This is a genomic window from Rosistilla oblonga (assembly GCF_007751715.1).
Taxonomy (GTDB): Bacteria; Planctomycetota; Planctomycetia; order Pirellulales; family Pirellulaceae; genus Rosistilla; species Rosistilla oblonga.
The window spans coordinates 7,226,794-7,250,512 of record NZ_CP036292.1; the positions used below are offsets into that span (position 1 = coordinate 7,226,794).

A 23,719-nucleotide genomic window follows, 5' to 3' on the forward strand; every position below is an offset into this window, starting at 1 on the left:
ACCTAAGCCCCAAAACCCGAACCCCAGAAAACCCAGCCGTTCATGTCATCCGTTGGCAAACTAGCGCTATCTTGCCTTTGCCTGCTGGGCACTGTAACGATTCTGCATGCCCACTTTAATCTAGGCATGTTCGATCGGCCGCAACACATCGCCGGAGACGAGAATGGGGCGGTTCGGAAGTCATTGCGAGTTGGTCATCTGCCGGTGACCTGCCATCTGACCTGTCCGGTCACCAGCTGGGTCAGCAAGCATTCGCAGCAGCATTCGGAATTCGTTTCGTGGCGGTACACCAGCTGGCCAGCGATGACCGAAGACATCGACGCGGGGAATCTCGACGCCGCCTTCATCCTGGCTCCGCTTGCGATGGTGATGCAGCGTCAGGGAACGCCGGTCAAGATCGTCCACCTGGGGCATCGCGACGGCACGGCGATCGTCGTTAATAAAGACTCACCCTACAAAACGTTTGCCGATCTTCGCGGCAAGCGGATCGCGATTCCGCATCGCTATTCGAACCAACGCATCCTGATCGAAAAACTGAAAGATGAGTTCGGGTTGACGAATGCCGAGATCACGCTGATCGATTACCCGCCGCCGGAGATGCCTGCCGGTTTGAAATCGGGGCAGTTCGAAGCCTACATCGTCGGCGAACCGTTTGCCGCCAAAGCAGAGATGGACGGCTTCGGCCGCGTCCTCTACTTCACCAAAGATATCTGGCCCAACTTTATCTCCTGTGTCTTGGTCGTGACCGAGCGGTTGATCGAGCGCGACCCGGAACTTGTTACCGAACTGGTGCAGGGAATATCGGCATCGGGAAAGTGGATCGACCAAGGGGACGATCGCTTGATGGCCGGTCTGGCTGTCGAAGGAACGCCGTCGGCCGATGGCGATGCGATTCCCGAACAGTTCGGCCGCTCGCCGCGGATGCAGGCCGCCTGGATCGCCGCCCGGCAAGAATATTACAACCAAGATCCCGAGCTACTAAAGTTTGTCCTGACGCGTCCCTTGGACCGCGTCAGTTACAGCCGCTTGGATCTGGCCAGAGAAGATTTTGCCGAGATCCAAGATTACGCCCAACGGCTGGGCTTCTTCAGCTTTCGCCCCGTGACAGCCGACGATCCGTTTGGATTCGACGACTACTGCGACCCATCGTTTGAGCAATCGGGAATGTGGTCGCTGCCGCTGGAATCCGAGGAGCCGCAGTGATGCTTGCACGCAAGATTCTGCTGGGCACTCTGGGGATCGGGATCTTCCTGTTGATCTGGCATCTGGCGACGCTGGGGAACAGCCGGACCGATGTTCCCGGGCCTTGGTTGGCGTTCAACGGGCTGATCGAACTGGCCGGGCAAGGCGTGTTGTGGCGGTACGTGATCGCTTCGGTCTTCCGCGTCGCTTGGGGATTTTTCCTGGCCGCGATCGTTGGTATTCCGTTGGGCCTGGCGATCGGTTGGTCGCTGTGGATTCGCGAGTTGTTGAATCCGTTGGTTCAAGCGTTGCGGCCGATCTCGCCGATCGCATGGCTGCCGATTGCAGTGTTGGTCTTTGGCGGAGTGCAATGGTGGGAACCAAGCGATCTGGCGGCGATCTTCTTGATCTTCCTGGCGTCGTTGTTTCCAATCGTTACCGCCGCGACATCGTCGGTCGGTGCGATCGATGAAAAGTATTTGCGAGCCGCCGAGAACTTTGGCGTTCGCGGGTTGCCGCTGCTGCGATTGGTGATCCTGCCCGCCGCGCTGCCTCAGATTTTGACGGGCCTGCGATTGGCGATGGGGATCGCCTGGGTCGTCGTCGTGGCGGCGGAGATGTTGGGCGTTCAATCGGGGCTAGGGTTTCAGATCAACGATTCGCGGAACAACCTCCGCTACGATTTTGTCGTCGCTGCAATGTTGGTGATTTCGGTGATCGGGATGCTGTTGGATGCCGCGATGTCGCGGATCGAACGGACATCATTGGCACGCACCGGGATGGCAAGACGATGACCCAACCAACACCCAAGATCGAACTTCGCGATCTGCAACTGGAATACAGCGGCCGCGATGGGGCTGTGATGCCGGTGCTGCAATCGATCGACCTGACGGTCCGCGAGGGAGAGTTCATCTGCATCGTCGGCCCTTCGGGTTGCGGCAAGTCGACGTTGTTGAACATCGCCTGCGGATTCCTGCAACCGACTCGCGGTCAAGTCTTGATCGACGGCACGGTGGTCCAGCGTCCCGATCGGCGCCGCGTCTTTATCTTCCAGAACAACGCCGTCTTCCCGTGGCTGACCGTCCAGCAGAACATCGGATTTGGTCTGTTGGATCAATCGCCAAAAGAGCGCGACGAAGCGGTCCGGCATTACACCGAGATGGTCGGATTGACCGGTTTCGAACAGGCCTATCCCCGCGAACTCTCCGGCGGAATGAACCAACGGGTCGAGATCGCAAGGGCATTGGCTGCCGATCCCGATGTGCTGTACATGGACGAGCCGTTGGGTGCGCTCGACTTTTTGACCCGTCTGAAGATGCGGACCGATCTGGTCGAGATCTGGCGGCGGACGCAGAAGACGATCCTATTCGTAACGCACGACGTCGAGGAATCGGTGCAATTAGCCGACCGCGTCGTTGTGATGAGTCCACGGCCGGCGGAGATCCGCGCGATTCTCGACGTCGACCTGCCGCGTCCCCGCAACCTCGACTCTCCCGAATACCTCGCGATCCGCGACAAGATCTTCCGCACGATGGGGCTGGACCATTCGGGAATGCAAGCCGAAGCGTAAGACCGCAAAATCGCAGCGATCTCACCCCCGGCCGATTCATCGGATAACTCGCTCGTCCCCAATACGCCAGGTCCCCGCGAACAGGTCCTGGCGCTTGGGTTGGACGTCGGCTACTCGCTAGCCTTGTTGTTCCGCTGAGCCGCTTCGAGCTTGCGGATGTCTGCAGGACTCAAGTTGGGCCGCTGCAGTTCCAACGTCAGCTTGTTCAGCTTGCCGGTGAACTCAAAGGGCGTTTTGTAATCTTTGTCATCGACCGGCGTGCCGGTGTCCGATCCGATATCAAACGTTTCGTCCCATTGCAGAATCAGTGGAATCGTATGGGGCAGCTTGCCGGTGGCGACTTCCTTGCCATCGACTTTGAGGACGCCGATTCCGCTTTGCCCAATACCGCTGAGGTTGTTGAACGCCAATGTCCCCATCCCCATTCCGTCGTAAGTGAATTCGAACTCCAACACGTGCTTGCCGGGAGCGAGCGCGTCGGGTCCTTCCCAACGCTGGCGTTTCAGATCGACAAGGTTCCACAGAAAGACCGGCTTGCCTTTAAGTAGGTAGAAGCCGTAGCCACCGAATCGGCCGCCCGATGTCAGCAGCATCCCTTCGGCACCATTTTCTGGGACTTCGATATCGGCGGTGATCGAATACGAACAATTGATCAGTACCGGCGAATCGCCTTGTGGGACGCCCGTCATCGGCTGCGTGTAGGTGAACTCGGTCCGCCCGGCGGTGATGTTCGGACGGGGCGCGACCAACCGGGTCGCCACGGTGGCGTCCAATGGAAGCACTTGGTACTTGCGAGCTTCCTCCAGGAACAACGCCTTCAACTCTTCCAGCTTTTCCGGATGCTCGGCGGCGATATCGTTGCTCTGCGTCCAGTCTTTGGTCAGGTCAAATAGTTCCCATGTGACGTTGTTGACGGGATCTTGATTGACAGCGCCCACGATTTCCCATGGCGGACGGACGACCTTTGTGCTGGCCATCCAACCCTCATGATAGATCGCGTGATCTCCCATCATTTCGAAGTATTGCGTCTTGTGCGTCGAGGGCGCGTTGGCGTTTGATTCGTCGAACGTGTAGGCAAAGCTGACGCCTTCGATCGGCTTTTGCGGGATGCCATCAACTTCTTCGGGAGCCGCGATGCCAGCCGTTTCCAGGATCGTTGGTACGACGTCGATCACGTGATGGAACTGGTGCCGAATCCCGCCTGCATCTTTGATCTTCGCTGGCCACGAAACGCACATACCCTGGCGAACGCCGCCCAGATGCGAAGCAACCTGCTTGGTCCAACTGTAAGGCGTGCAGAACGACCACGACCATGGCACAGCCATGTGATTGTAGGTCTGATCCGAACCCCAGACGTCGTAGAACTTCTCCAGTTGCAGCTCGACAGGAACTTCGACTCCGTTAAACGCAGCGACTTCGTTCGGCGTGCCAACCTGAGTTCCTTCGACACTGCCGCCGTTGTCGCCACTGATGTAGATAATCAGCGTGTCGTCCAGTTTGCCCATATCTTCGACGGCTTGAATGACGCGGCCGATTTCATGGTCGGTGTAGGCCAGGTAGGCGGCGTAGACTTCGACTTGGCGAATGAACAGCTTCTTCTCGTCGGCAGTCAATTCGTCCCAATGCTTCAACAGATCATCGGGCCATGGCGTCAGCTTGGCATCCGCCGGGATCACTCCCAACTTCTTCTGGTTGGCGAAAATCGTTTTGCGAAGTTCGTTCCAGCCCTCGTCGAAGAGATGCATGTCGCTGATCTTCTCGATCCACTCAGGCGTCGCGTGATGAGGTGCGTGCGTGCCGCCGGGGACGTAATAACAGAAGAACGGTTTGGTCGGATCGATCTGATTCAGTTGGTTCAGTTTCGCGATCGCGTCGTCCGCTTGCGCGGTCGTCAGGTTCCACTCGGGATTGTCGACATAAGGATAGATGGGAGTTGTCTGACGGTACAGATTCGGTTGCCACTGGCTCGTATCTCCACCGACAAACCCGTAGAAATAGTCGAATCCCATGCCGATCGGCCATTGGTCAAACGGGCCGACTTGGCTCGCTTGGAACGTGGGAACATTGTGATCCTTGCCGAACCATGACGTGCTGTAGCCATTGTCTTTGAGGATTCGGCCGATCGTGGCTTTGTCCTTTTCGATAATGCTGTTGTAGCCGGGGAAGCCGGTCGATTGCTCGGAGATCACACCGAAGCCGGCGGAGTGATGGTTGCGACCGGTGATCAACGCAGCCCGAGTTGGCGAGCAGAGCGATGTCGAATGGAACTGCGTATAACGCAGGCCGGCTTTGCCGATTCGATCCAACGCGGGCGTTGGGATGACGCCGCCAAAGGTGCTTGGTGCGCCAAATCCGACGTCGTCGGTCATGATCAACAACACGTTGGGAGCTTCTTTGGGAGGCACGATCCGCGGTGCCCACCACGCCTTCGACTGAGCCGCGTTGTCTTTGATCTTTCCGCCAAACTTCTCCGCCGGAGCGGGCAATTGTTTGCCATCGATCGTAGTCGTCGCCGCGGGAGAACCAAGTTCACCGATGACTTGTGGAACAAATGCCGACTTGGCGGTGCCAGCGTTTGAGCCGCCGCGACCGGCCGCCGGCGGAGAACCATCTTGAGACCAGCCCGGACTGGTCATGACCATTCCGACAACAAACACGGGGAACAAACGCCTAGACACGGCGCGCAAGCAATTCTTGTTCATGATGAGATCTTTCTACTGAAATAGGTGACGCGAATCCGGCCAGATTGTAGCGGACAGGCTAACAGAATCGCCAGCATTCTCCCCATCTTTATATAGATTTCACCTCGACCTTGTTAGCACCCTTGATAGGTGACAGGACGAATCCGAGCGTCCAATGGAAGCGTCAGAAAAGAAGGTAACGCGACGCGTCAACGAGAGCTTCACACTGCTCCACGCAGCCGCCTTGGGTTACCAACGATCTAGCGAGATGCCGTTGGTAGATGTAGAAGACCGCTTGGAATCGCGGGCAGATGCGGCGATACGATCGATTGGGATCAGTGGCTCAACGCGCGCGGTGGCTTGCGTTTCGCGGACTCGATCAATCCCCAGCCAGCTCTGGAAAAACCTCTTCGTCGAGGTTCATACGTTTGACTAGGGTACGAACCCGTAGCAGAAAGTCGCTCTTGTAATTGGCGACTTGTTGTTCGTTGAGATTCAATTCCTCAGCGACTTGCTTGTTGCCGACGCCGCGGACGAACAGAAGTTCCAGACATCGCAGCTTCTTCCAATCGCCGCGTTGTTTCCAATGTTTGATTTGCGATTCGAGAGCCTCCCGAACTGCGGTCTCCTCCAGATTCCGCCGCTCGCCGCTGCGGGCGATCGAGCTGGCCGGGCGGGCTGTCCCGGCGAGATCCCACGATCCCTGCGATCCGGTGGCGGAGAAGGAGATCGCCGGTCGACGCCCCTCGCGACGCAAGTGATCGGTCAATTTGTAGGCGCAGATCGAAAACAGATAACTCTCCAACGGCCGCGCCCCGTCGTAGTTCGGCAGGCTGGTCAGGAAGCCGATAAACGCTTCCTGCACGATATCTTCGCTGGCCGCCCGGTTCCGAATCCGACTCTCCGCAAACGCCAACAACCGGCCTTCGTAGCGATCGATCAGATCCTCCCACGCCCGCTGGTCTCCCTCGCGAATGCGACTCACGAGCAGCGAATTGGCTTGGGTTTCGGACATCATCAAACTTAGGTTTTAGGATCGAAGGAAGAGTAGGGCGTTGCGGCGAATCGTTCGACAATCGCGATGCCGTGCGGCGACGGTTTTATGCCAACGCGGTTTTGTCGTCGTGTCCTACTTTGGACCGCGGCGAGATCGATTTTAGCAGCACCGTCAGTCCCGACAGCCCCACCAAAGCCAAGGCGGCCAACACGCCGAGCCCTTTCAATCGCTGGCCAACTTCCAAGGCCTGCCATTGTTGCGTGATCTCGGAATGGAAGTCGTCGTCCAAAACCAAGACGCTCGCGTGTTGGAACATCTCTCCGGTGCTGGTCGTCAGTTTGCCGTTGTAGGTCCGATCGGGATCGACCAGCCCCGACGCGATCTGTTCGGCCGGCACGGCGATCTTCTCGCCCGCTCCCGGAAAACCAAGGGCTTGATCGATGTAAGCGATCAACGCGATCTTCTGCTGTTGCAGCAAGCTCTCGCGACTCGAATCGGCCGACAAACTAGGGACCGATTGGACGACCAGTTCAGCCCAGTCGTCGCCGATCTTATCGGGTTGATCGACCCACATCGGTCGGTCTTCGGGATAGATCGGGTAGTCGAGCGGAGCGGTGGAAAGTTCGTGAGGCTGCGAATCGTCTTCGCTCGGCTCGACCTTCGATTCTGGCTTTTCCTCCAGCTTCGAATCCGATTTCTCATCGGCCGCCGCTTCGACTTTCGACAACTCCTTCGGCTCGTCCGCTTCGTCGGCGATGCCGCTCGACGCGACGCCCATGACAAAGCCAAACACCGTTGCCAACAGCAGAGCGAGGTAGGGCGATTTCGTTTTTGATATCAACATGGCTCTTTGAGCTCCTGACGTTTTTTCAATCACAACACCGATCGAAGACGACGATTCACGAAGGGACGTGAAGCGGTTGCCATCACGCACCGTGAACCCGCGCGATTCGGTGGGCGGGGTTTTTCCAAACCGCTGCCATCTGGATGGCGATCACCATCGCGGCGGCGGTCAGCATGCCCCAAGGTTGTGGCACGGGGATCACTTGGTTGACCAACCAGGCGACAACGACAACAACCGCGATCGACCAGATACTCATCCGGCGAGCTCGCAGCGGATCAGCCGCTCGCCACCAGCGAGCCAGGAAAAAGATCGCTGCGAAGTGAGCCATCATCGCTGGCAACAGGATCTCACCCGACCCGGAATACATGTGACGGGGCAGATCCAGCGCGACGCGGTCCAGGTCAAACCCCGAATCCATCGGGATCATCAACCCGCGTCCCAAGCCATACGCGATCGCGCCAACCACCGCTCCCACGCCCAATTGAACGATGCGTCGCGGCAGCCCTTCGGCTTCGTCGCTCTCCCACGCTTTGCCCAAGCCCAGCATCAACCAAGCGCCGGCAAGCGCCGTCGCCGCCCCCCAAGCAAAAGGAGCGATCGCACGGGCTCCGCCATCTCCTTCGGCGATGCCAAACATCGTCGCCACCCAGCCCAAAACACCCAGCACGATCAACGCGGTTGCCCAGGATTCGGTCAGTTCCGCGGCGCGGGTGCGAAGCGATTTGTCAGCCAATTCGCGGCGGGCCATCATCCGCCACTGCTGCCGCGTCGGCGTCATCTGCTGTCGCCGCTGGGCGTTGACAGCTGCCGCATGCGCCGCGGCATAACTGGGCTGTCGTTGATTGGTTAAGACCATCGTGCGAATCACGTAATACGGAATATAGAGCATCGCCAACAGCGACAGCATTGGCAGCAACCAGGCGGAGTTCATCAACAGGATCACCACCGCAACGACGACAACGATCAAGCGTCCCAACGGGTTGGCACTGCGATCGTGCCACCAATGATTCAGATCGTGAGCGCTCTTGTGTACAGCAAAGGCAAGCGGTTCACTCGGCGCCTTCTTCGCGTTATGGACCGGCCCGGAGTTCATCGCCGGTCCGGCAGCGTTGTTCCGTGGATTGTTTTGTTGTGCGTAGTGAGGCGTCGCCGGGTCGGAAATCAATTCGGCAAGGATCGGCCGTGCGTGCGCGTCGGGATCGAGTTGGGCGAGTCCATGTTTATCGAGCAACATCCCCAGCGGTTCCAACAACTCGGCGACGCTCTTCTGTCGCGCTTCGGGATTCTTTTGCAACGCCTTGGCGATCACGCCGCGGAAGGGCGGTTCGACCTGCGACAGATCGGGATCGCTGGTCAAGTGCTTCATGATGATCTCGTGAGACGATTCGCCATTGAAGGGAACGTCTCCGGTCAACAGTTCGAACAGGATGATCCCAAGGGCGTAGATGTCGATCTCTTTGCCATACTCTCCGCGACCGATCTCCGGTGCCATGTAGTGGAACGTGCCAACGCTTTCGGTGTTGCCACCGCGTCGCGAACAGGAGATGAACTTGCTGAGACCATAGTCGCCGATCTTGAAGATCCCTTCGTCGTCGAAGATGTTTCCAGGTTTGAGATCGCGGTGCACGATCCCATGATCGTGCAGGTAAGCGACACCGGCGGCGAGATCGCCGAACCAACGCAGGGCTTGCTCGCGAGGGAGACCTTGGCGGTGGCGATCGAGTTCGTCGCGAAGGGTCGCACCGGCGACATACTCCATCAAGATCCAAGCCTGATCGTTGTCGTCGTACTTCACGTCGTACAGCGCGACCAGATTGGGATGCTTCAGATTCATGCAGTGACCGACGCCACGCAGCTCGATATCCAGGTTGCGTTGGACCCGCTTCAGAGCGACTTCTTTGCCCGCACCGCTGACAGCGAAATAGACCTCACCAAATCCGCCTACACCGATCCCACGCTTGATCGTGTATCCCTTTAAGGGTTGGTCGCCGGTGGCGTAGGTGAATTTCATCGTTAAACCTGTTTTCCGCAAATCCTCGTCGGCCAGCGGATTGGGAGCATATCGCGTCGATTCTATTTTATCTGCTAATGCGGGCATCGCGTTAAGTTCCTTATCGGACAGCGTCGTTGCAGCACCGATGTGCGCCGAGCCATCGGAAGTTGGGTCCGAGTTAACAGGCCGGATCGATTCGCGTTTAGGGCGCCAAAACATTCAAATCGTCTCGTTTTTCGTGCTTTTCATAACCGCTCCATCGACATCGCCAACGTTTCTCCAACGATCCGACAGTCCGAACTCAATACCGCCGTCTGCCCGATCTGCGTCCCATCGACGACCAACGGTTCCTCGCTGCGGATCCGCCAATCGTCTCCAGAGACAAACAGGATCACGTCGCTGGTCCAATGCGAACATTGGATATGAGCCCCTTGAGAGGGCCCGATCACGCAGGTGTCGGCCAGCAGGATCATTCCGTCGGCGCGGGGCTGCGTGCGATGACGGCTGACCAAATTCAATCGCGCTGAAGAACTCAGCGGATGCGTTTTTTGAAACTCGAACTGGACGACGCTCCCCAGTTGAAACCGATCGCCGGTTCGCAGCAGGGTAGGGCGGTCCAACGGTTCGCCTTGCAGACGCGTTGAGGCCAGCGGTTGCAACACGTAATCGCTCCCCTGCCGGCGAACCGCCGCTGCCCGCCGCGAGAGGTCGCCTTGGACATTGATCTCGACCGACGAACCCGCTCCCGGACCACCGATCAACCACTCGTCGCCGGCGACGATCAAGAAGCCACCCACACCATCGATCCACAGCATCCGCGCGTTCTTGCTATCGCTGCCGCGCTGGGCATGCGATCGGTCGTGCGGTCGGTCTTCCACCACGCTGTTCACCTCGATTGTCGAACCAGCTAAATATTCGTTGTTCCACGACGGCAGCCCGGTTGGATTAACAACCGGGCCACAGGTCATCGATTGACTTTCACCACCGTCGATCAGTCGATCTGAATCATCGCAACCGAATCTTCCGCGGTAGGTTGGTCGCCGTTGAAGTAGGTCGAGACCTGATTCAAGATGTCTTCGTCCGACTCCTCGGTCAACTCGATCGTACCGTAATACTGATTGTCGACAGCCAACAACTCTTCGTCGACTTCGATCCGAGTGCGGATGCTGTCGATAAGATCGCGGGTTCGCGACAGATGGCTATCGTCCAGGTTCAGCGAGCTGGCGGCGTGTGCAACTTGGTTGGCTGCATATTGAGCCTGCAAGTTTTCGACTTCGACTTCCAACTGACGCTTGGCCGACAACATCTCATCCATGCGGTCCTTGGCAGCTTGCAGCGTCTTCTCACGAGCGGTGAGCATCTGTTGCAGCTTGTCCACGGTTGCCTTCTGGGTCTTGAATCGGTTGAAGCGACCGGCCAGATCGTCTTTCACTTGGTCGGCACTATAAGTTCGCTTGGCGTAAACGAACCGCGTGTCGCCACTTTGCAGATCGGCGGTCAAACGCATGATGTCGCGTTCAGCCGAAGCCAACATGTCGGCCTTCGAATCGATCTGCTTTTGAAGTTTTGCGACGTGGATTTTTTCCGACGCGATCAACTTCATGTTCTTGGCGATCTCCGGCTGCAGGTCGTCGATCATCTGACGGGCACGATCGATTTCCACGTTTACCGGTACGACATCTTTGACCGCATCGCGAGCGTAACCGAACCCGGTCTTCATATAGCTCGACATTCCGGTCCCAAAAACGAGCCCAGAAAGCAACAGGGCCAGGCTACCGCCAACTAGGGTTTTCTTAATCATCACACTTACTCTCTATCTAAATTTGACTTTGCATTCCCTGAATTCTTGCGACCCCACCAAGGATCCATGTTCCATTCATCCAGTAGTTCGCCGCCGCCGCGGGGATCTTGGTGAATCGAACCGAAAATTTTTCCAGGTCGGAACAATTGCCCGTCCTTCCAAGGGAAAAGCCTGATTTGCCGCAGAGTTCTTTTGGTTTGCCGGGCGAACTCGATTAAGTTCGGGAAAGGAGAGGGAACCCTGGCACGCTGGAAGCCGTATTAAAGTGACAATGCTGCTTGCTCCTCCGTTGCGGATGAAGTGTTCGCATCACTTGGACACGTTGGAAGCCGTATTAAAGAGACAATGCTGCCTTTTTGAGACATTCGCGTCCTAAAAAAGCAGCGCGGTAAACCGCGTCAGAATTTAGGCAAGTTGACTTAACTTGATAGAGCAAAAGGAGTTAAGCGTTCTCAGCAAGAATTGCCATGTCACCATGGCACGTTGATTGCTCCGAACCTTTATTCAGAAGAATCGGTCTTAATTGGCATCGACCGCAACCGCGGCAATGCCGATAAACGATACTAGGGACTGTCGAACCGGGAGACGAATTATGTCGCCAATCTATTCCAATCCGAAAAACGGAACTGCCACCACGCTTCCTATCGAAGCGACTTGGGCAGAGCTCTCCGAACGGACAGACAAATCCGATACCAGCGCTTTGGCTCAATGGATCGAGGCAGATCTCGAGCGTATCGAAAATCAGTTGAGCGATTTCATTACGCCCAACACGCTGAAGAAGTCGTTGCGCAGCGGACGCTAACGACGATTGAAGCACTCGCGGCGGGCGACACCGCCCACCGCGATCGATCATTCTATAGGCCTAAGCTTCGAACTTGCCCAAGCAGAGGGTCACGTTCTGGCCACCAAAACCGAAGCTGTTGTTCAACGCATACTTCACTTTGGCCTGCCGCGCTTCGTTGGGCACGTAATCCAGATCGCAAAGCGGATCGGGATTTTCATAATTGATCGTCGGTGGCAGCACGCTGTCGCGAATCGCTAGCAAACAGACGATCATCTCGGTCACGCCCGCTGCGGCAATCAAGTGCCCCATCATGCTCTTCGTACTGCTGACCGGCGTCTTATAAGCGTTGTCGCCAAAGACCTGCTTGCATGCTAGCGTTTCGACCTTGTCGTTGACCGTCGTGCTGGTTCCGTGAGCATTGACGTAATCAATGTCCTCGGGATTCAGTCCCGCATCGCTGATCGCCATCCGCATGCTTGCAATTCCGCCGTGCCCATCGGGTGGAATGTCGGTGATCCGGAACGCGTCGGCTGTCGTTCCATAACCGAGGATCTCACCGTAGATCGGGGCCCCACGGCGGCGAGCGTGTTCGAGTTCTTCGAGAACAACCATGCCGGAGCCCTCGCCCAAAACAAACCCATCGCGACGGGCGTCGAACGGGCGGCTGGCCGCTGTCGGGTTAGCGTTGTTCTCGCTGAGAGCCGTCAGCAGATTAAATCCGGTGACGCCAAAGGGATGGATCATGCTGTGCGTGCCGCCGGAAAGCATCACGTCGGCATCGCCGCGGCGGATGATCTCGGTCGCTTCGCCGATCGCTTGGCTGCTGGCCGCACAAGCTGTCAGACAGTTGTAGTTGGGCCCTTGAGCGTTGAACATCGCCGCCAGATGGGCCGCCGGCATGTTCGGTTCCTGTTCCAATTCGACCAGCGGATTGAGTACTTCCAGTCCCTTCTGCAGGAACTTGGCCATGTCGTACTCGCCCCCCTCCATCGCGACGGTCATCATGTCGGTGAAGGTGACAAAGTCCTGGTTTCCTTCGCCGCTGCCCAGGTAGACGCCAAAGCGGTGCGGGGCGACGCCGGCGTCCATGATCCCGCTTTCGCTGATCGCCTGCTTCGCCGCACCGGCAGCAAACTTGGTGTGCCGGCCACGGTGCTTCCACAATTCGGGATCTTCGCCGGTATCGGTGATGTCCCAACCCTTCACCTCTGCCGAGATTTGGGTCGGAAAACCTTTGGCGTTAAACAACGTCGTATACCCGACGCCGCTTTGACCCTCCTGCAAGCCTTTCCATACGGTGGTTGGATCATGTCCCATGGGGTTGATCATACCGATGCCAGTGACGACAACGCGTGGACGCATGGTGTTACCTTTGAAGATGCAAATATTTGGACAGATTGGATTTTTGATTTGCGATTCCCGCAGCCTACCGATCTTCGATGTGGCGAAGCGACGGAGACCGTCGGGACGGCTGATCGGGAAGCTTTTGATCCAAAGCTGAAAACGTGAGTTTACCGGTTGGGAAAATCGCGAGCCCGAATCGCGAAACTTAAGCGTAGCCGAACTTGCCGCCGATTGGTATTCGGGTTTCCCCTCGGATCCGAGCGATCTCGCCGGCTAGGACCCGACAATTGCGGATCCCCGCGTGGCGGCAGGGAGAACCAGTGGTCGATCCTCTTCCGCCAGCCGGGTTAGATTTGCTGGCGGCTTTAGGTTGCCGGAGTCGATTCGTCGTCCAGCAGATTCTTGGAGACTGGCAGCGGATTTCCGTCGGCATCCTGAGCGACTTCCCACAATCGCATCAGCCGCAACATCGTCAGCAGATTCGCCGGATTGAACAGCTGGCCGGTGCCAAAGCGTTCCTCGTCCAGGAAGGCAAACAACATCTGCACCTCCGCCTGCAGTTTGCCTTCGCAGTAACTGGTTCCGGTGATCACCGCCCCATCGTTCTGCAGATCGTCGATCGTGGCGGTGTAGTGCAGGGTATCGCCGGGGCGAGCGGGTTGGTGGAATTTGGCTTTCCCAACCTTCGCCAGCACGATCCGCTGTTGAAAATCGAAGCACTCCGAGACCAGGATCCCGCCGGTCTGGGCGAGACCTTCGATGATCAGAGTGTTGGGAAAGACGGGGTGCGCCGGCAGATATTCGTCGACCGGTTCCTCGGTCAACGAGATATTTTTGATCGCTTCGGCGCGCTCACGGCTCTTGAAATAGGTGAAGCGATCGATCCAAAACCAACGCATTGTCTTATGCCACTCTGTCGATAAATAAAAGCTTCCACGCTGACAGCCAGCTGTTCCGCGAATGGCCTCGATGCCATTTGACGGGCGAACCCCGCCATCACAGCCGCTGCGGCGGCCATCGTTCGCCTGTCCGGGCGACACAAACTTCGCTGGGTCCAAACCGCAATCGATTGGGACCTACCGACGAGGATGCGTCGCAGAAAACGAGCGTTTGCAATCGGGTAGAAACCGATTTTTGTTCCAACCGGGGGGCGGCAACGCCCCGCGATTCTCTGTCCCAACGCGCCCCGGGGAGGGACGCGGTTTGGCGAGACGCTGCAGAGGTCGATTGCGTTCGCACCTCTGCTTCCTGGCGAGCGACAGACCGAGGCGATGATGCTATCAAAACGAAGCACCTCGCCTCGCGGCGGCTCACCCGATCCGACGAACAACTCCCAGCGGACGGTCCCGCCGGGGCGGGGCCTAATTAGGCGCCGACCTTGGAGTTGACGTAGCTGCACAGATCGTTGACGGTCAACAGATCGCCGAAGTCTTGAACGCGAGGGTTCTTTTCGAACTTCGACAGATCGGCCCACGACATACGCTTCTTCAGCTCGACCAAGCCGTCTTCGGTGACCTTGCCATCTTTGACATATTCGCTGTTGGTCAAAATGTCCTCGGGGAACAATTCTTCGCGAGGAATTTGGATGTCGAAGGCTTTTTCCAACTTGAACACGATGTCCAGAAAGTCGATCGATTCGGCACCAAGATCGCCAACCATCGTCGCTTCGGGAGTGACTTCGTCGTCGTCAACACCTAGTGCGTCGACCAGAGCAGCTTGAACCTTTTCGTAGACTTCGTCTTGCGTAGGCATCGTTATTTAAACCTTTCGTATTTACGAATATGTGCCGTTTGACTGTTTCTTCGGCACGTGTATCAAAGTGATTTGCTGTGTTGCAATTACAATGTCGACTGCGTCATCGCTTGGATCACTGCGGGCTGATCCCCAAACATATTAAAGAACTGCTCTCGAACAAACCTTCGGGTATCGTCGTCGTTATTGTGCGGACTCGCTTCGCTGCCGGACCGCTCCAAGATTAAACGTGCCGATACCGTTACTTTATCGCCCTTCGTGGCCTGAGCCTTGACCGTCACTAGCGGACCATCCTCTTTAAACTTGTCAGCTTTGATCTCCAAGGTCTCTCCGGGACACAAAAAGTCACCGAACTTGACCGATTTGGCTTCGACCAAAAAGACGTGAGGCGAGGCAAAATCTTCGCCGGTTCGAACCATCCACATCGCCGCTTGGTACAATGCTTCGAGCATCATCACCCCCGGCATGACCGGAAAACGTGGGAAATGGTCCAATAGATAGTCTTCCGACGCGTGCAGCGTGCGGCGGGCGATAAGTTGAATCCCGGGTTGGAGCGCAACGATTTCGTCGAGCTGACTGTAACGCATCTTGGACAAAATCAAATTCCTTCACGATCGCTGGGCAAGGGATTAACGTGCCTTAACGCAAATAGAATAGTAGCCAGCGTTTATCGCCTCAAGCGTAGAATCGTTACAATCACCCCAGTTAACGCCAAGTTATCGAGGTTTCCTGGTTATTAAACAGGCGCACTCCCTCATTTAGCACCTTCTCTCTTCCTCTACAGTTCCCAGCGACGATTTCCAAGTGAACGAAGATTCCCTATCTTCCGCTGCCACAGCTAGCAACTTTGTCCTGCTGTGGCACCAATTGCCAGCATCCTCGCCGCGACGATCCCATTTCGATCTGATGTTGGAGGACTCCGGACAGCTGAGAACTTGGGCGATCCCGCGGATCCCCTCACCTGGCGAAAGCGTCCAGGGACTTGGTCTGCCTCCACATCGAATCGCCTACCTCGATCTGGAAGGGGAGATCTCCGGCGGACGCGGGTCGGTGCGGCGCATCGATCGGGGGACCTACACGATCATCGAATCGAGTGACGAACAACTATCGATCGAGATCCGCGGCGATCAGCTGACGGGGCAGTTGCGGTTTCGCGCAACCGAATCGGATCAGTTGTGGGAGATCTCGCGAGTCGACGCCTTGGCCAATTTGTAGATCGGCCCGTCGGGGATCCAAGCGGTGTGAGCCTTGGCGCCGGTGCGGCCGGCCAACACGATCTCGCCATCCAACAATTCCAGCGTCTCGATCACGACGGGGGTTTCGACGTAGCGGTCGTGTTCGCTGGGAACGGTCACCAGTGCTATCAAGTCGTCCTCTTCGTTCTCCCAGCGAACTTCCAGATCCCCCCGCGATGCGGCGATGCTGATCTTGTCGGAGAAGTGTTGCAGAGGGATCGGCAGCGCGCCGGCTCGCAAACGGTGAATCTGCAGCGCGATCACGTTCGGTTCGTCGGTCAGCTGGGCGTGCAGTTCAAACGAGATCACCGAATCGATCCGCCCCCGCCGGTAGCGAGCCGCGACGATCACCTTGCCATCTTCGACCGAGACCCGCGGATCTTCGGTTCCCGGGGGGAGGACGTTGGGAAATTGATTCGCCAGTTCCGACGCTAGCCAAGCGTTGATCTGATCGGTGGTAAACGTGGCGTGCCAATCGCCGACGATCTGCACCTGTTGAGAGAGCTGTTCGAACTGAGCTTGCAGTTCTTCTTTATGTTGCAGTGCCAGCGGTGCCGATGCGACCGCGGTCTTATAAAACGCCGGAGCCTGCTGTGCGGCGCGAGCGGCCCACCAGGTGAACGCTCCCAGACCGGTTGCGATAAAAACGAGAACCAGTCCGAGTGTTTTCAATAGCCGTCGCATGGCAAAGTCCCTGAAGCCATTGGATGCGAGAAGAAGCACGCCAAAGCATCTTACGGAAGCTGTTAAAGCCAGGTCAACTTCCATATTCGGCCGATCGGGCATCGTTCGCAGGCGATTGGGCCCCCCAACGGGGAAGCAAACGCGGTTCGATCGCCCCCAAACCAAGCTATCGATATCGCTTCGATTCGCTAACATGTTCCAAGTGTCTGCTTGGCTGAGATTCTTTTGTATTAAATCGTGGAATCCGCTACCGTGCGTTGCCGCGGGATCGATCGCCAGGACTGCGATCGATCGACGTTCCGATTCGTCCGGCGTGCACTGGGCGATGCACAAGCCGTCGCCAGGTCGGGGTGCTATCAATCGAAGCAAGCTGGTTCCTGGGATTTCTGTTCTGGGGGTTATGGACGATTGGGGGTCATCTCGATCGGGGACAGCGATCTTTGCAGCGGTCGCAGGTTGGACGCTGACGCTGTAATTTGCTGTATAAGCTGGGAATATTCGAAGCAACGTTCATCCGACGGAGACGATCAATGCGACCTTGGGGACCCCGCCGCGGCGGCTGGCAGGATCGAAATTTGTTCCGCCCGCTGGAGAGCTCGGCGACGCGGCGGCGGCGCAGCACAACGCGCGATGCGGAAGCTTCGCAGACTAGCTCAAGTTCGCCGGCAGAGGATGACGATCCAAAGCACAAACTTCAGCGAACCGAAGCGATCTTAGTCCTGTCACGGGGATCACTTACGACGCGGAAATTGGCCGCTTTGGCTGGCTTGGCGGACGCCACCGAAGCGCGTACACTGATCCGCCAACTTAACCAGCTTTACGATCAACGGGGTCGCGCGTTTCGCGCCGAAGAGATTGCCGGCGGTTACCAATTGTTAACCCGACCACAATTTGCCCCCTACCTGCGGCGATTGGGGCACGTGCCGCAAGCGGTTCGGTTGTCCTCCCCGATGCTCGAAACATTGGCCATCGTGGCTTACCGCCAACCTGTGTTGCGAGCCGATATCGAAGCGGTTCGCGGCGTGCAAAGCGGTGAATTGCTGCGGCAATTGATGGAAAAGGATTTAGTCCGGATCAGCGGTCGCAGCGACGAACTGGGCCGTCCCTATTTGTATTCCACGACAAAGAGATTTTTGCAGGTCTTTGGCCTCCGTAACACCGATGCCTTACCATGCAGCCAGTGGTTCAAAGAACAGCCGGTCGACGTACCAACAACCGGCACCCCCGATAACCTAGACCCAGTTCTTGACAGTCCCGATAAGGAGTCCGACGTGAGTATCGCTATCGCTTCATCCCATCATGATGCCTCACCCGAGCACACCGACGCGATCGTCGCCGTTTCAAGTACTGAGTCGAGTGTTTCCAATCCGCCAGCTGCGATCATCGAAGACGAAGAAGATGAGCAGTGGAACGACGACGATGATGACGACGACTGGGACGACGAAGACGACGATTGGGACGATGAAGATCCCGACGACGACGACTCAGATGACGACGACGATGACTGGGACGAAGAAGAAGAAGCCGACGAGGACGACGACGACGACAGCAAGGACGACGACTGGGAAGAAGTCGACGACGATGATGACGATGACCTCGAAGAAGCTGACGGCGAGGGAGACGAGTGGGTCGACGATGAAGACGACGACGACTGGGATGACGACGACGAAGATGAATTTTAATCGTCGCCGCGGTTTCTAACGCCGCTGCCTCTACGCAGTCGGTCGAACGACTCTAACGCTCGCGGGCCGTTTCGTCCGGCCCGGTTTCGAGCATGTTTTCAGCCAGATGAGGTGCCAGGACTGCCGGCGTCGGGTAGTCCCAGGCTAGGGTGGGCGTCAGTTCCAGCCCCAACCAATCTTCGACATCTCCCGCCAGTTCCATCGTGGCCAATGAATCGAGGCCATAATCGGCCAGCGGTTTATCGCGATCGGCCGGGCCGTTGTCCGGATTTCCTCGCGCTGCCAACCACTCCAACAACCAACCTTCGATCGCCGCGCTAACAGCCGGCAAATCGTCGGGCGTGATCGTTGTGGGGAGCTCGGGAAATTCGACGTTCCCACCCAACATGATCGATCGATCCCAGCGATGTTTAGTCTTCAATTCGCCGCTGAAAAACTGACGCCGACACGCTTGCCGTTGCACCTTGCCGCTGGTCGTCAACGGAACGCCTCCGGGCCGCGTCAACGCGATCGTCCGCGCATCGACTTCGTGTTGTTCGATCAACCGTCGCCGCAATCGGCGGACCAGACCGGCCAACGATTCCGGTGGCGTCTGCCGAGCGACTTCCGCCACAACCGCCAACGCCTCTTGCCCGTCTCCTTGCGCCGAAAAGGCTGCCGCTGGGCCACCGCTGGCTTCCCCTAAACACTCGCAGACCGTCGCTTCGATATCTTGCGGATAGACGTTGCGGCCGCGAAGGATGATCACGTCTTTCATCCGCCCGGTCACGTATAACTGGTCGCGGTGCAGGAACCCTAAATCCCCGCTCCGCAAAAACTTTCCCGCCTCGGGCTCGCCAGCGATCGTCGCATGAAACTGTTCCGCGTTGACCGCCTCTCGATTCCAATAACCGTCGGCGACGCTGGGTCCCTGCAACCAGATCTCTCCCACCGCGCCATCGGCCTGCGCCGCGGCGGTATCGGGATCGACGATTGCGATTCGCATTCCATCGGCTGCCGGACCGCTACTGACCAATCGTTGGACCGTCGCTTCGGGCTGACCTTCAGCCGCCGGCTGATACCTTCCCACGGAGAGCGAATCGCGATCGACATCCAGATATTTGGGTTCGTTGCGATCGCCACCGCCAGCGGCCAACAGCGTCGCTTCGGCCAAACCGTAACAGGGGCAGAAGCTGCTGGCGCGATAGCCCGCCGGTTCAAATCGCTGGATAAACGCCTCCAGCGTCGCCGCCCGCACCGGTTCAGCCCCGCAAAACGCCGTCGTCCAACAACTCAGATCCAACCCCCGGGTGTGTTCCGGATCGATCCGATCGACACACAACTGGTAAGCAAAATTGGGAGCTCCGCTGAACGAAGCCCGATGCGAACTGATCGCTTGCAACCACCGCAGCGGCCGCTGCAGAAAGCTTCGCGGCGACATCAAAACCGCTTCGCCGCCGACGTAGATAGGTTCCAAGATCCCGCCGATCAAACCCATGTCGTGGTAGGCGGGCAACCAAAAGACACCCCGGCTGTGCTCGCTCGCGTCATCGGCGGCAAACTCCAATGCGTAACTGCTGCGGATCGATTCGAGATTGCTCAGCAGGTTGGCGTTGCGAACCATCACTCCCTTCGGATCGCTTGTCGAACCGCTTGTGTATTGCAGCAGCCCCAACGCTTCGCCCGAACCGTCGTCGATGTGAGGATCGAAGTCGACCGCCGCGACGCCATCGGTGGCGATCCGGTGGGTCTTATGAACAACCTCGTTCAACCGCTTAAAGTCCAAACCTTCAAGGGTCTCGCGATCGGCGATCAAGGCCGCCGGTTGGCAATCGACAGCCGCAGTGTCCAAGCGCGGCATCGCTCGCCCCGGCTTGGGGAAGCAGGTGGGGACGGGGACTAGGCCGGCATAGCTGGCGCCAAAGAAGCCGACTAAAAACTCGAGCCCCGGCGGGAACAGCAGCAGCGCCCGATCCCCCGGCGTGGTGCACTGGGCCAATTCGGCGGCGACCGATCGGGCTCGCCGATCCAGCTGGCCGTAGGTGATCGATTGCGATTCCCCTGCGTCGGTCAAAAACGTGGCGACCGCTCGGTCGGGGTGGCGGCGGCTGCGATCGACCATCAGTTCGGTCAACGATCGCCAACCGCCATGCCGCTGCGTTGTTTCTTGTGGTAGCGACATATTTTTATGGCTGGAAATCATGTTGCCCGGTCTACGAAAGTCACAACATGCCGACGACCGTCGTCGACTCGTTGAGATCTGGCTGCCCTGTTACGATGGAAATACGCCGTGGACGTTACGATTGTAACGAGAATGGCGTGCCAACCAAACGGCCGCGCCGACCGTTTCGCCCCCCCTTTGGATCGTTTTTTCTAAAAAACTCGTCACCTCAAAGTCCATGTTCCGAACGATTTACGAGGCCGCCGAGCCGAAGCTGCAGTTTTTCTGGTTCTGCCACGCCGGTGCCGGTTCGGCGTCACTGGTCCGAGCGGCTCGAGGTTTATCGGGGCCGCTGAGTCTGCAAGTGGCTTCGCTCCCCGGACGCGAACACCGCTTCCGCGATGGGCTGAACCTCTCGCTCGATGAATTAGTCGACCAATTGGCCGCCGAACTGCGAGCTCAGATTCGCGGCCCCTATCATTTAATAGGGCACAGTTTTGGCAGCCTGTTGAGCTATCTGCTGGCTCAGAAAATGATCGCCGCCGGTCTGCCGCCACTCAGCCTGACCGTGATGACGCTAGCCGCGCCCGACCGCGTCAACCGAAATCCGCGAACCGCCCATCTGAGCAACGAAGAATTCCTCGACTACCTCGACCACCGCTTCGGCAGCGTCCCCCGCGCGTTGCGGACGAATCCCGAAGCGGCAGCGTTGTTTTTGCCGATCGTTCGCTACGACTTACAATTGCTCGAATCGTACGTTCACCAACCGACCCCGCCGCTGCCGATTCCGATCCTGGCGTTGGCCGGCAGCGACGATCGCGCCGTCAGCCCCGAAGCGATGCGGCAGTGGGAGCGGTTTACCAGCGAATCGTTCGAATTGCAGACGATCCCCGGCGGCCACTTCTTTCCCACGGAAAATGTTGAACCGATCATCCAGCGGGCGATCGGAGCATTCCAGCAAGGACCTTCATGATCGCATCTCGATGCCGTTAGCGGATCGTTCGACCTGATCCAAATCGAATCATTCCAGCAAGGCTCTTATATGACTGCATCCCCTTCGCCAGTCTCCAAATCACGCAGCCCGATCGTGTGGATCATCACCGCGATCGTGTTGCTGGTCGTCGGGCTGTTTGGTTGCCTTATCCTGTGGCTCGCCAGTGGCGTCTCGGGCCGCGAATTTGCCCCTTCGCACTTCCAGACTCGGACATTTAATGTCGCTTCGGTCCCCTGGATCGGATTCCAGATCGGCAGCCTCGATCACTCCTCCGTCAACGATGCGACCAGCCAATATCTGATCGCCAACAAATTGATCAACGTTCCCGCGACGCCACCCAAACGCTGGGACCTGCTGGAAATCCACCGCAATGTCAGCCTCCCTCACGATGCCGATGCAAGCGTACTGACGCTCTACCTGACGGGGCGGGGCAGCCACGGCGTCGATTGGGAACAATGGAGCAAGGATCATCCAGCCGCCGCCGCTGTTTTTTGGCCGTTTGTGCAACAACTGGCGATCGACCAACTGTATCTCATGCTGCCGCAAGCCTTCGATCTGGCTCGCCAACAGACCGATCCAGTCGAACTGCAACAAGCGCTCGACGACTACTTCGTCGCCGAATTCCCCGCCTTCGCCGCCGACCTGGCCCATGCTGGTCGAGAGGCCGAAGCGATCGCGGCCCTCGAATCGGCGATCGATCGCTATCCCCAACAGGCTTCCTTTTCAGCCGCCTTGGACGATCTGCAGTCGCAAAAATGAACGCCCCGGATTTCTCGAAGCCATGATCTATTTAGACAACAACGCCACGACGGCGATCACCCCCGAAGTGCTCGACGCGATGCGAGCCGATTGGCTGCTGGGGCCCGCCAATCCGTCGGCTCAACATCGCATCGGTCGATCGGCCAAACTGCGGTTGGAGGATGCCTGCGATGCGATGTTGGATTGCTTGTCCGCCAGCGAACATCGTTTTCTACTGACCAGCGGCGGCACCGAAGCCAATAACTGGGTGATCGGCAACCTGGGACAGGGGGACGGGCCGATCGTCGTCAGCCAGATCGAACACCCCAGCATTCTCGCGGCGGCTCGCGCCGCGCAGGCTCGCGGCATCCCCGTCCGCTATCTGCCGGTCGATGCCAACGGAATCGTCGATCTTCCGCTGTTGCAAACTTGGCTCGCCGAGACTCCCAAGCCACGGCTGGTCTCGATCATGGCTGCCAACAACGAAACCGGCGTGATCCAAACAATCGCGCCGTTAGCTGCCTGCTGCAATGATGCTGGGGTCCCCTTCCATTCGGATCTTTCGCAAATGCTGGGCAAGCTGCCCGTCGACATCGACCAAATGGGAATCACCGCCGCGACCATCGCGGCCCACAAATTCCATGGACCCGTCGGAGTCGGAGGGCTGATCCTGCGTCGCAACGCACCGATCTCGCCGCTGCTGGTCGGCGGGGCACAGCAACTGGAACACCGCGCCGGGACCGAACCGACTGCCCTGGTCGTCGGCATGATGACCGCTATCCAACAATGTTTGAACGACTTATCCACAACGCAAACCGCGATGCGACAACGCCGCGACGCGTTGGAAGCGGGGCTGCGGCAACAGATTCCCGATCTGGTAGTCCACAGCGCCGCGGTCGATCGGCTGCCGCAAACGACCTGCTTTTCAATCCCCAACATCGATCGCCAAGCGTTATTGATGCGGTTGGATTTCGAATCGGTCGCCTGCAGCACGGGTAGCGCCTGTGCGAGTGGCAGCAGCGAACCGAGCCACGTTTTGCAAGCGATGGGAGCCGATTCGTCGCTCCTCAGCAGTTCGATTCGCCTGAGCGGCTCGATTTTTACCACCGATTCAGAGATCGACACGGCCGTCTCGCGTATCGTCCGCTGTTGCAACAAGTTAAGGGATTATCAAGATGTGGAAAAATAACGTATTGTTTGTGGATAACTTTTCGATTCCTTGATATAACCGATTCCAGCGGTTACGTAACCTGTGGAATTCCGGACCAGTGACACGCATTATTTGCGAGCGTTCTGTT

21 protein-coding genes are annotated in these 23,719 nt (G+C 57.9%); 9 read left to right on the plus strand and 12 right to left on the minus strand.

The annotated features are described in order from the left end of the window. Positions 1 to 126 precede the first annotated feature (126 nt). Genes CA51_RS25490 through CA51_RS25500 form a run of 3 tightly spaced genes read left to right on the plus strand, consistent with a single transcriptional unit; the run spans position 127 to position 2,752 of the window. A complete protein-coding gene (locus CA51_RS25490) occupies positions 127 to 1,203 on the plus strand; it encodes an ABC transporter substrate-binding protein (RefSeq protein WP_231745898.1) in 1,077 nt (358 codons plus the stop codon). Then, a complete protein-coding gene (locus CA51_RS25495) occupies positions 1,203 to 1,976 on the plus strand; it encodes an ABC transporter permease (RefSeq protein WP_145123912.1) in 774 nt (257 codons plus the stop codon). Before CA51_RS25490 ends, CA51_RS25495 begins: the two co-directional genes overlap by 1 nt. Further along, a complete protein-coding gene (locus tag CA51_RS25500) occupies positions 1,973 to 2,752 on the plus strand; it encodes an ABC transporter ATP-binding protein (protein ID WP_145123913.1) in 780 nt (259 codons plus the stop codon). The genes CA51_RS25495 and CA51_RS25500 overlap by 4 nt, the downstream gene beginning before the upstream one ends. Before the next feature lie 110 nt (positions 2,753 to 2,862). Here CA51_RS25500 and CA51_RS25505 read toward each other — a convergent pair whose 3' ends face one another. From CA51_RS25505 to CA51_RS25530, 6 genes are all read right to left on the minus strand, one after another. Beyond that, on the minus strand, positions 2,863 to 5,454 hold the full coding sequence (locus tag CA51_RS25505) for an arylsulfatase (RefSeq protein ID WP_145123914.1): 2,592 nt from the start codon (positions 5,452 to 5,454) through the stop codon (positions 2,863 to 2,865). A 358-nt stretch (positions 5,455 to 5,812) separates the two neighbouring features. After that, positions 5,813 to 6,448: an RNA polymerase sigma factor gene (locus tag CA51_RS25510; RefSeq protein WP_145124349.1), complete on the minus strand. Its 636-nt coding sequence runs from the start codon at positions 6,446 to 6,448 to the stop codon at positions 5,813 to 5,815. A gap of 85 nt (positions 6,449 to 6,533) precedes the next feature. Next, a complete protein-coding gene (locus CA51_RS25515) occupies positions 6,534 to 7,274 on the minus strand; it encodes a hypothetical protein (protein ID WP_145123915.1) in 741 nt (246 codons plus the stop codon). Positions 7,275 to 7,356: 82 nt separating this feature from the next. Further along, complete coding sequence (locus tag CA51_RS25520) at positions 7,357 to 9,372, minus strand: serine/threonine-protein kinase (protein ID WP_145123916.1); 2,016 nt, start codon at positions 9,370 to 9,372, stop codon at positions 7,357 to 7,359. 140 nt (positions 9,373 to 9,512) lie between these two features. Then, a complete protein-coding gene (locus tag CA51_RS25525) occupies positions 9,513 to 10,235 on the minus strand; it encodes an FHA domain-containing protein (protein WP_145123917.1) in 723 nt (240 codons plus the stop codon). Positions 10,236 to 10,258: 23 nt separating this feature from the next. After that, complete coding sequence (locus CA51_RS25530; protein ID WP_145123918.1) at positions 10,259 to 11,068, minus strand: hypothetical protein; 810 nt, start codon at positions 11,066 to 11,068, stop codon at positions 10,259 to 10,261. 592 nt (positions 11,069 to 11,660) lie between these two features. Here CA51_RS25530 and CA51_RS25535 point away from each other — a divergent pair. After that, complete coding sequence (locus CA51_RS25535) at positions 11,661 to 11,870, plus strand: hypothetical protein (protein ID WP_145123919.1); 210 nt, start codon at positions 11,661 to 11,663, stop codon at positions 11,868 to 11,870. Positions 11,871 to 11,930: 60 nt separating this feature from the next. Here the strand turns inward: CA51_RS25535 and CA51_RS25540 are convergent, their stop codons facing one another. The 4 genes from CA51_RS25540 to CA51_RS25555 all read right to left on the minus strand — a co-directional run bounded on the left by CA51_RS25540 (position 11,931) and on the right by CA51_RS25555 (position 15,535). Then, complete coding sequence (locus tag CA51_RS25540; RefSeq protein ID WP_145123920.1) at positions 11,931 to 13,214, minus strand: beta-ketoacyl-[acyl-carrier-protein] synthase family protein; 1,284 nt, start codon at positions 13,212 to 13,214, stop codon at positions 11,931 to 11,933. 347 nt (positions 13,215 to 13,561) lie between these two features. Beyond that, the gene (locus tag CA51_RS25545; protein ID WP_145123921.1) at positions 13,562 to 14,095 is read right to left on the minus strand and encodes a 3-hydroxyacyl-ACP dehydratase FabZ family protein; all 534 of its coding nucleotides are present in this window, start codon (positions 14,093 to 14,095) and stop codon (positions 13,562 to 13,564) included. 466 nt (positions 14,096 to 14,561) lie between these two features. After that, positions 14,562 to 14,948 carry an acyl carrier protein gene (locus tag CA51_RS25550; protein ID WP_145123922.1) on the minus strand — a complete coding sequence of 129 codons (387 nt, stop codon included), beginning with the start codon at positions 14,946 to 14,948 and terminating at the stop codon, positions 14,562 to 14,564. Positions 14,949 to 15,034: 86 nt separating this feature from the next. Then, the gene (locus CA51_RS25555; protein WP_145123923.1) at positions 15,035 to 15,535 is read right to left on the minus strand and encodes an ApeI family dehydratase; all 501 of its coding nucleotides are present in this window, start codon (positions 15,533 to 15,535) and stop codon (positions 15,035 to 15,037) included. Between the two features lie 217 nt (positions 15,536 to 15,752). Between CA51_RS25555 and CA51_RS25560 the strand changes: the two genes are divergently transcribed. Further along, entirely contained in the window at positions 15,753 to 16,163 is a 411-nt protein-coding gene (locus tag CA51_RS25560) for a DNA polymerase ligase N-terminal domain-containing protein (RefSeq protein WP_145123924.1), read from the plus strand. Here CA51_RS25560 and CA51_RS25565 read toward each other — a convergent pair. Further along, entirely contained in the window at positions 16,118 to 16,867 is a 750-nt protein-coding gene (locus tag CA51_RS25565; RefSeq protein WP_145123925.1) for a hypothetical protein, read from the minus strand. The two genes, CA51_RS25560 and CA51_RS25565, sit on opposite strands and share 46 nt — an antisense overlap. A 530-nt stretch (positions 16,868 to 17,397) precedes the next feature. On the opposite strand from CA51_RS25565, the gene scpB reads away from it, so the two are divergent. Beyond that, positions 17,398 to 18,549: an SMC-Scp complex subunit ScpB gene (gene scpB / locus CA51_RS26035; protein WP_197451478.1), complete on the plus strand. Its 1,152-nt coding sequence runs from the start codon at positions 17,398 to 17,400 to the stop codon at positions 18,547 to 18,549. Between the two features lie 52 nt (positions 18,550 to 18,601). Here the strand turns inward: scpB and CA51_RS25580 are convergent, their stop codons facing one another. Then, positions 18,602 to 20,710 carry an AMP-binding protein gene (locus CA51_RS25580; RefSeq protein ID WP_197451479.1) on the minus strand — a complete coding sequence of 703 codons (2,109 nt, stop codon included), beginning with the start codon at positions 20,708 to 20,710 and terminating at the stop codon, positions 18,602 to 18,604. A 217-nt stretch (positions 20,711 to 20,927) separates the two neighbouring features. Here CA51_RS25580 and CA51_RS25585 point away from each other — a divergent pair, with 217 nt between their 5' ends. The 3 genes from CA51_RS25585 (at position 20,928) to CA51_RS25595 (ending at position 23,610) form a co-directional block, all read left to right on the plus strand. Then, complete coding sequence (locus tag CA51_RS25585; protein WP_145123927.1) at positions 20,928 to 21,662, plus strand: thioesterase II family protein; 735 nt, start codon at positions 20,928 to 20,930, stop codon at positions 21,660 to 21,662. A gap of 69 nt (positions 21,663 to 21,731) precedes the next feature. Then, complete coding sequence (locus CA51_RS25590) at positions 21,732 to 22,442, plus strand: hypothetical protein (protein ID WP_145123928.1); 711 nt, start codon at positions 21,732 to 21,734, stop codon at positions 22,440 to 22,442. Between the two features lie 22 nt (positions 22,443 to 22,464). Beyond that, complete coding sequence (locus CA51_RS25595) at positions 22,465 to 23,610, plus strand: cysteine desulfurase family protein (protein ID WP_197451480.1); 1,146 nt, start codon at positions 22,465 to 22,467, stop codon at positions 23,608 to 23,610. Positions 23,611 to 23,719 lie beyond the last annotated feature (109 nt).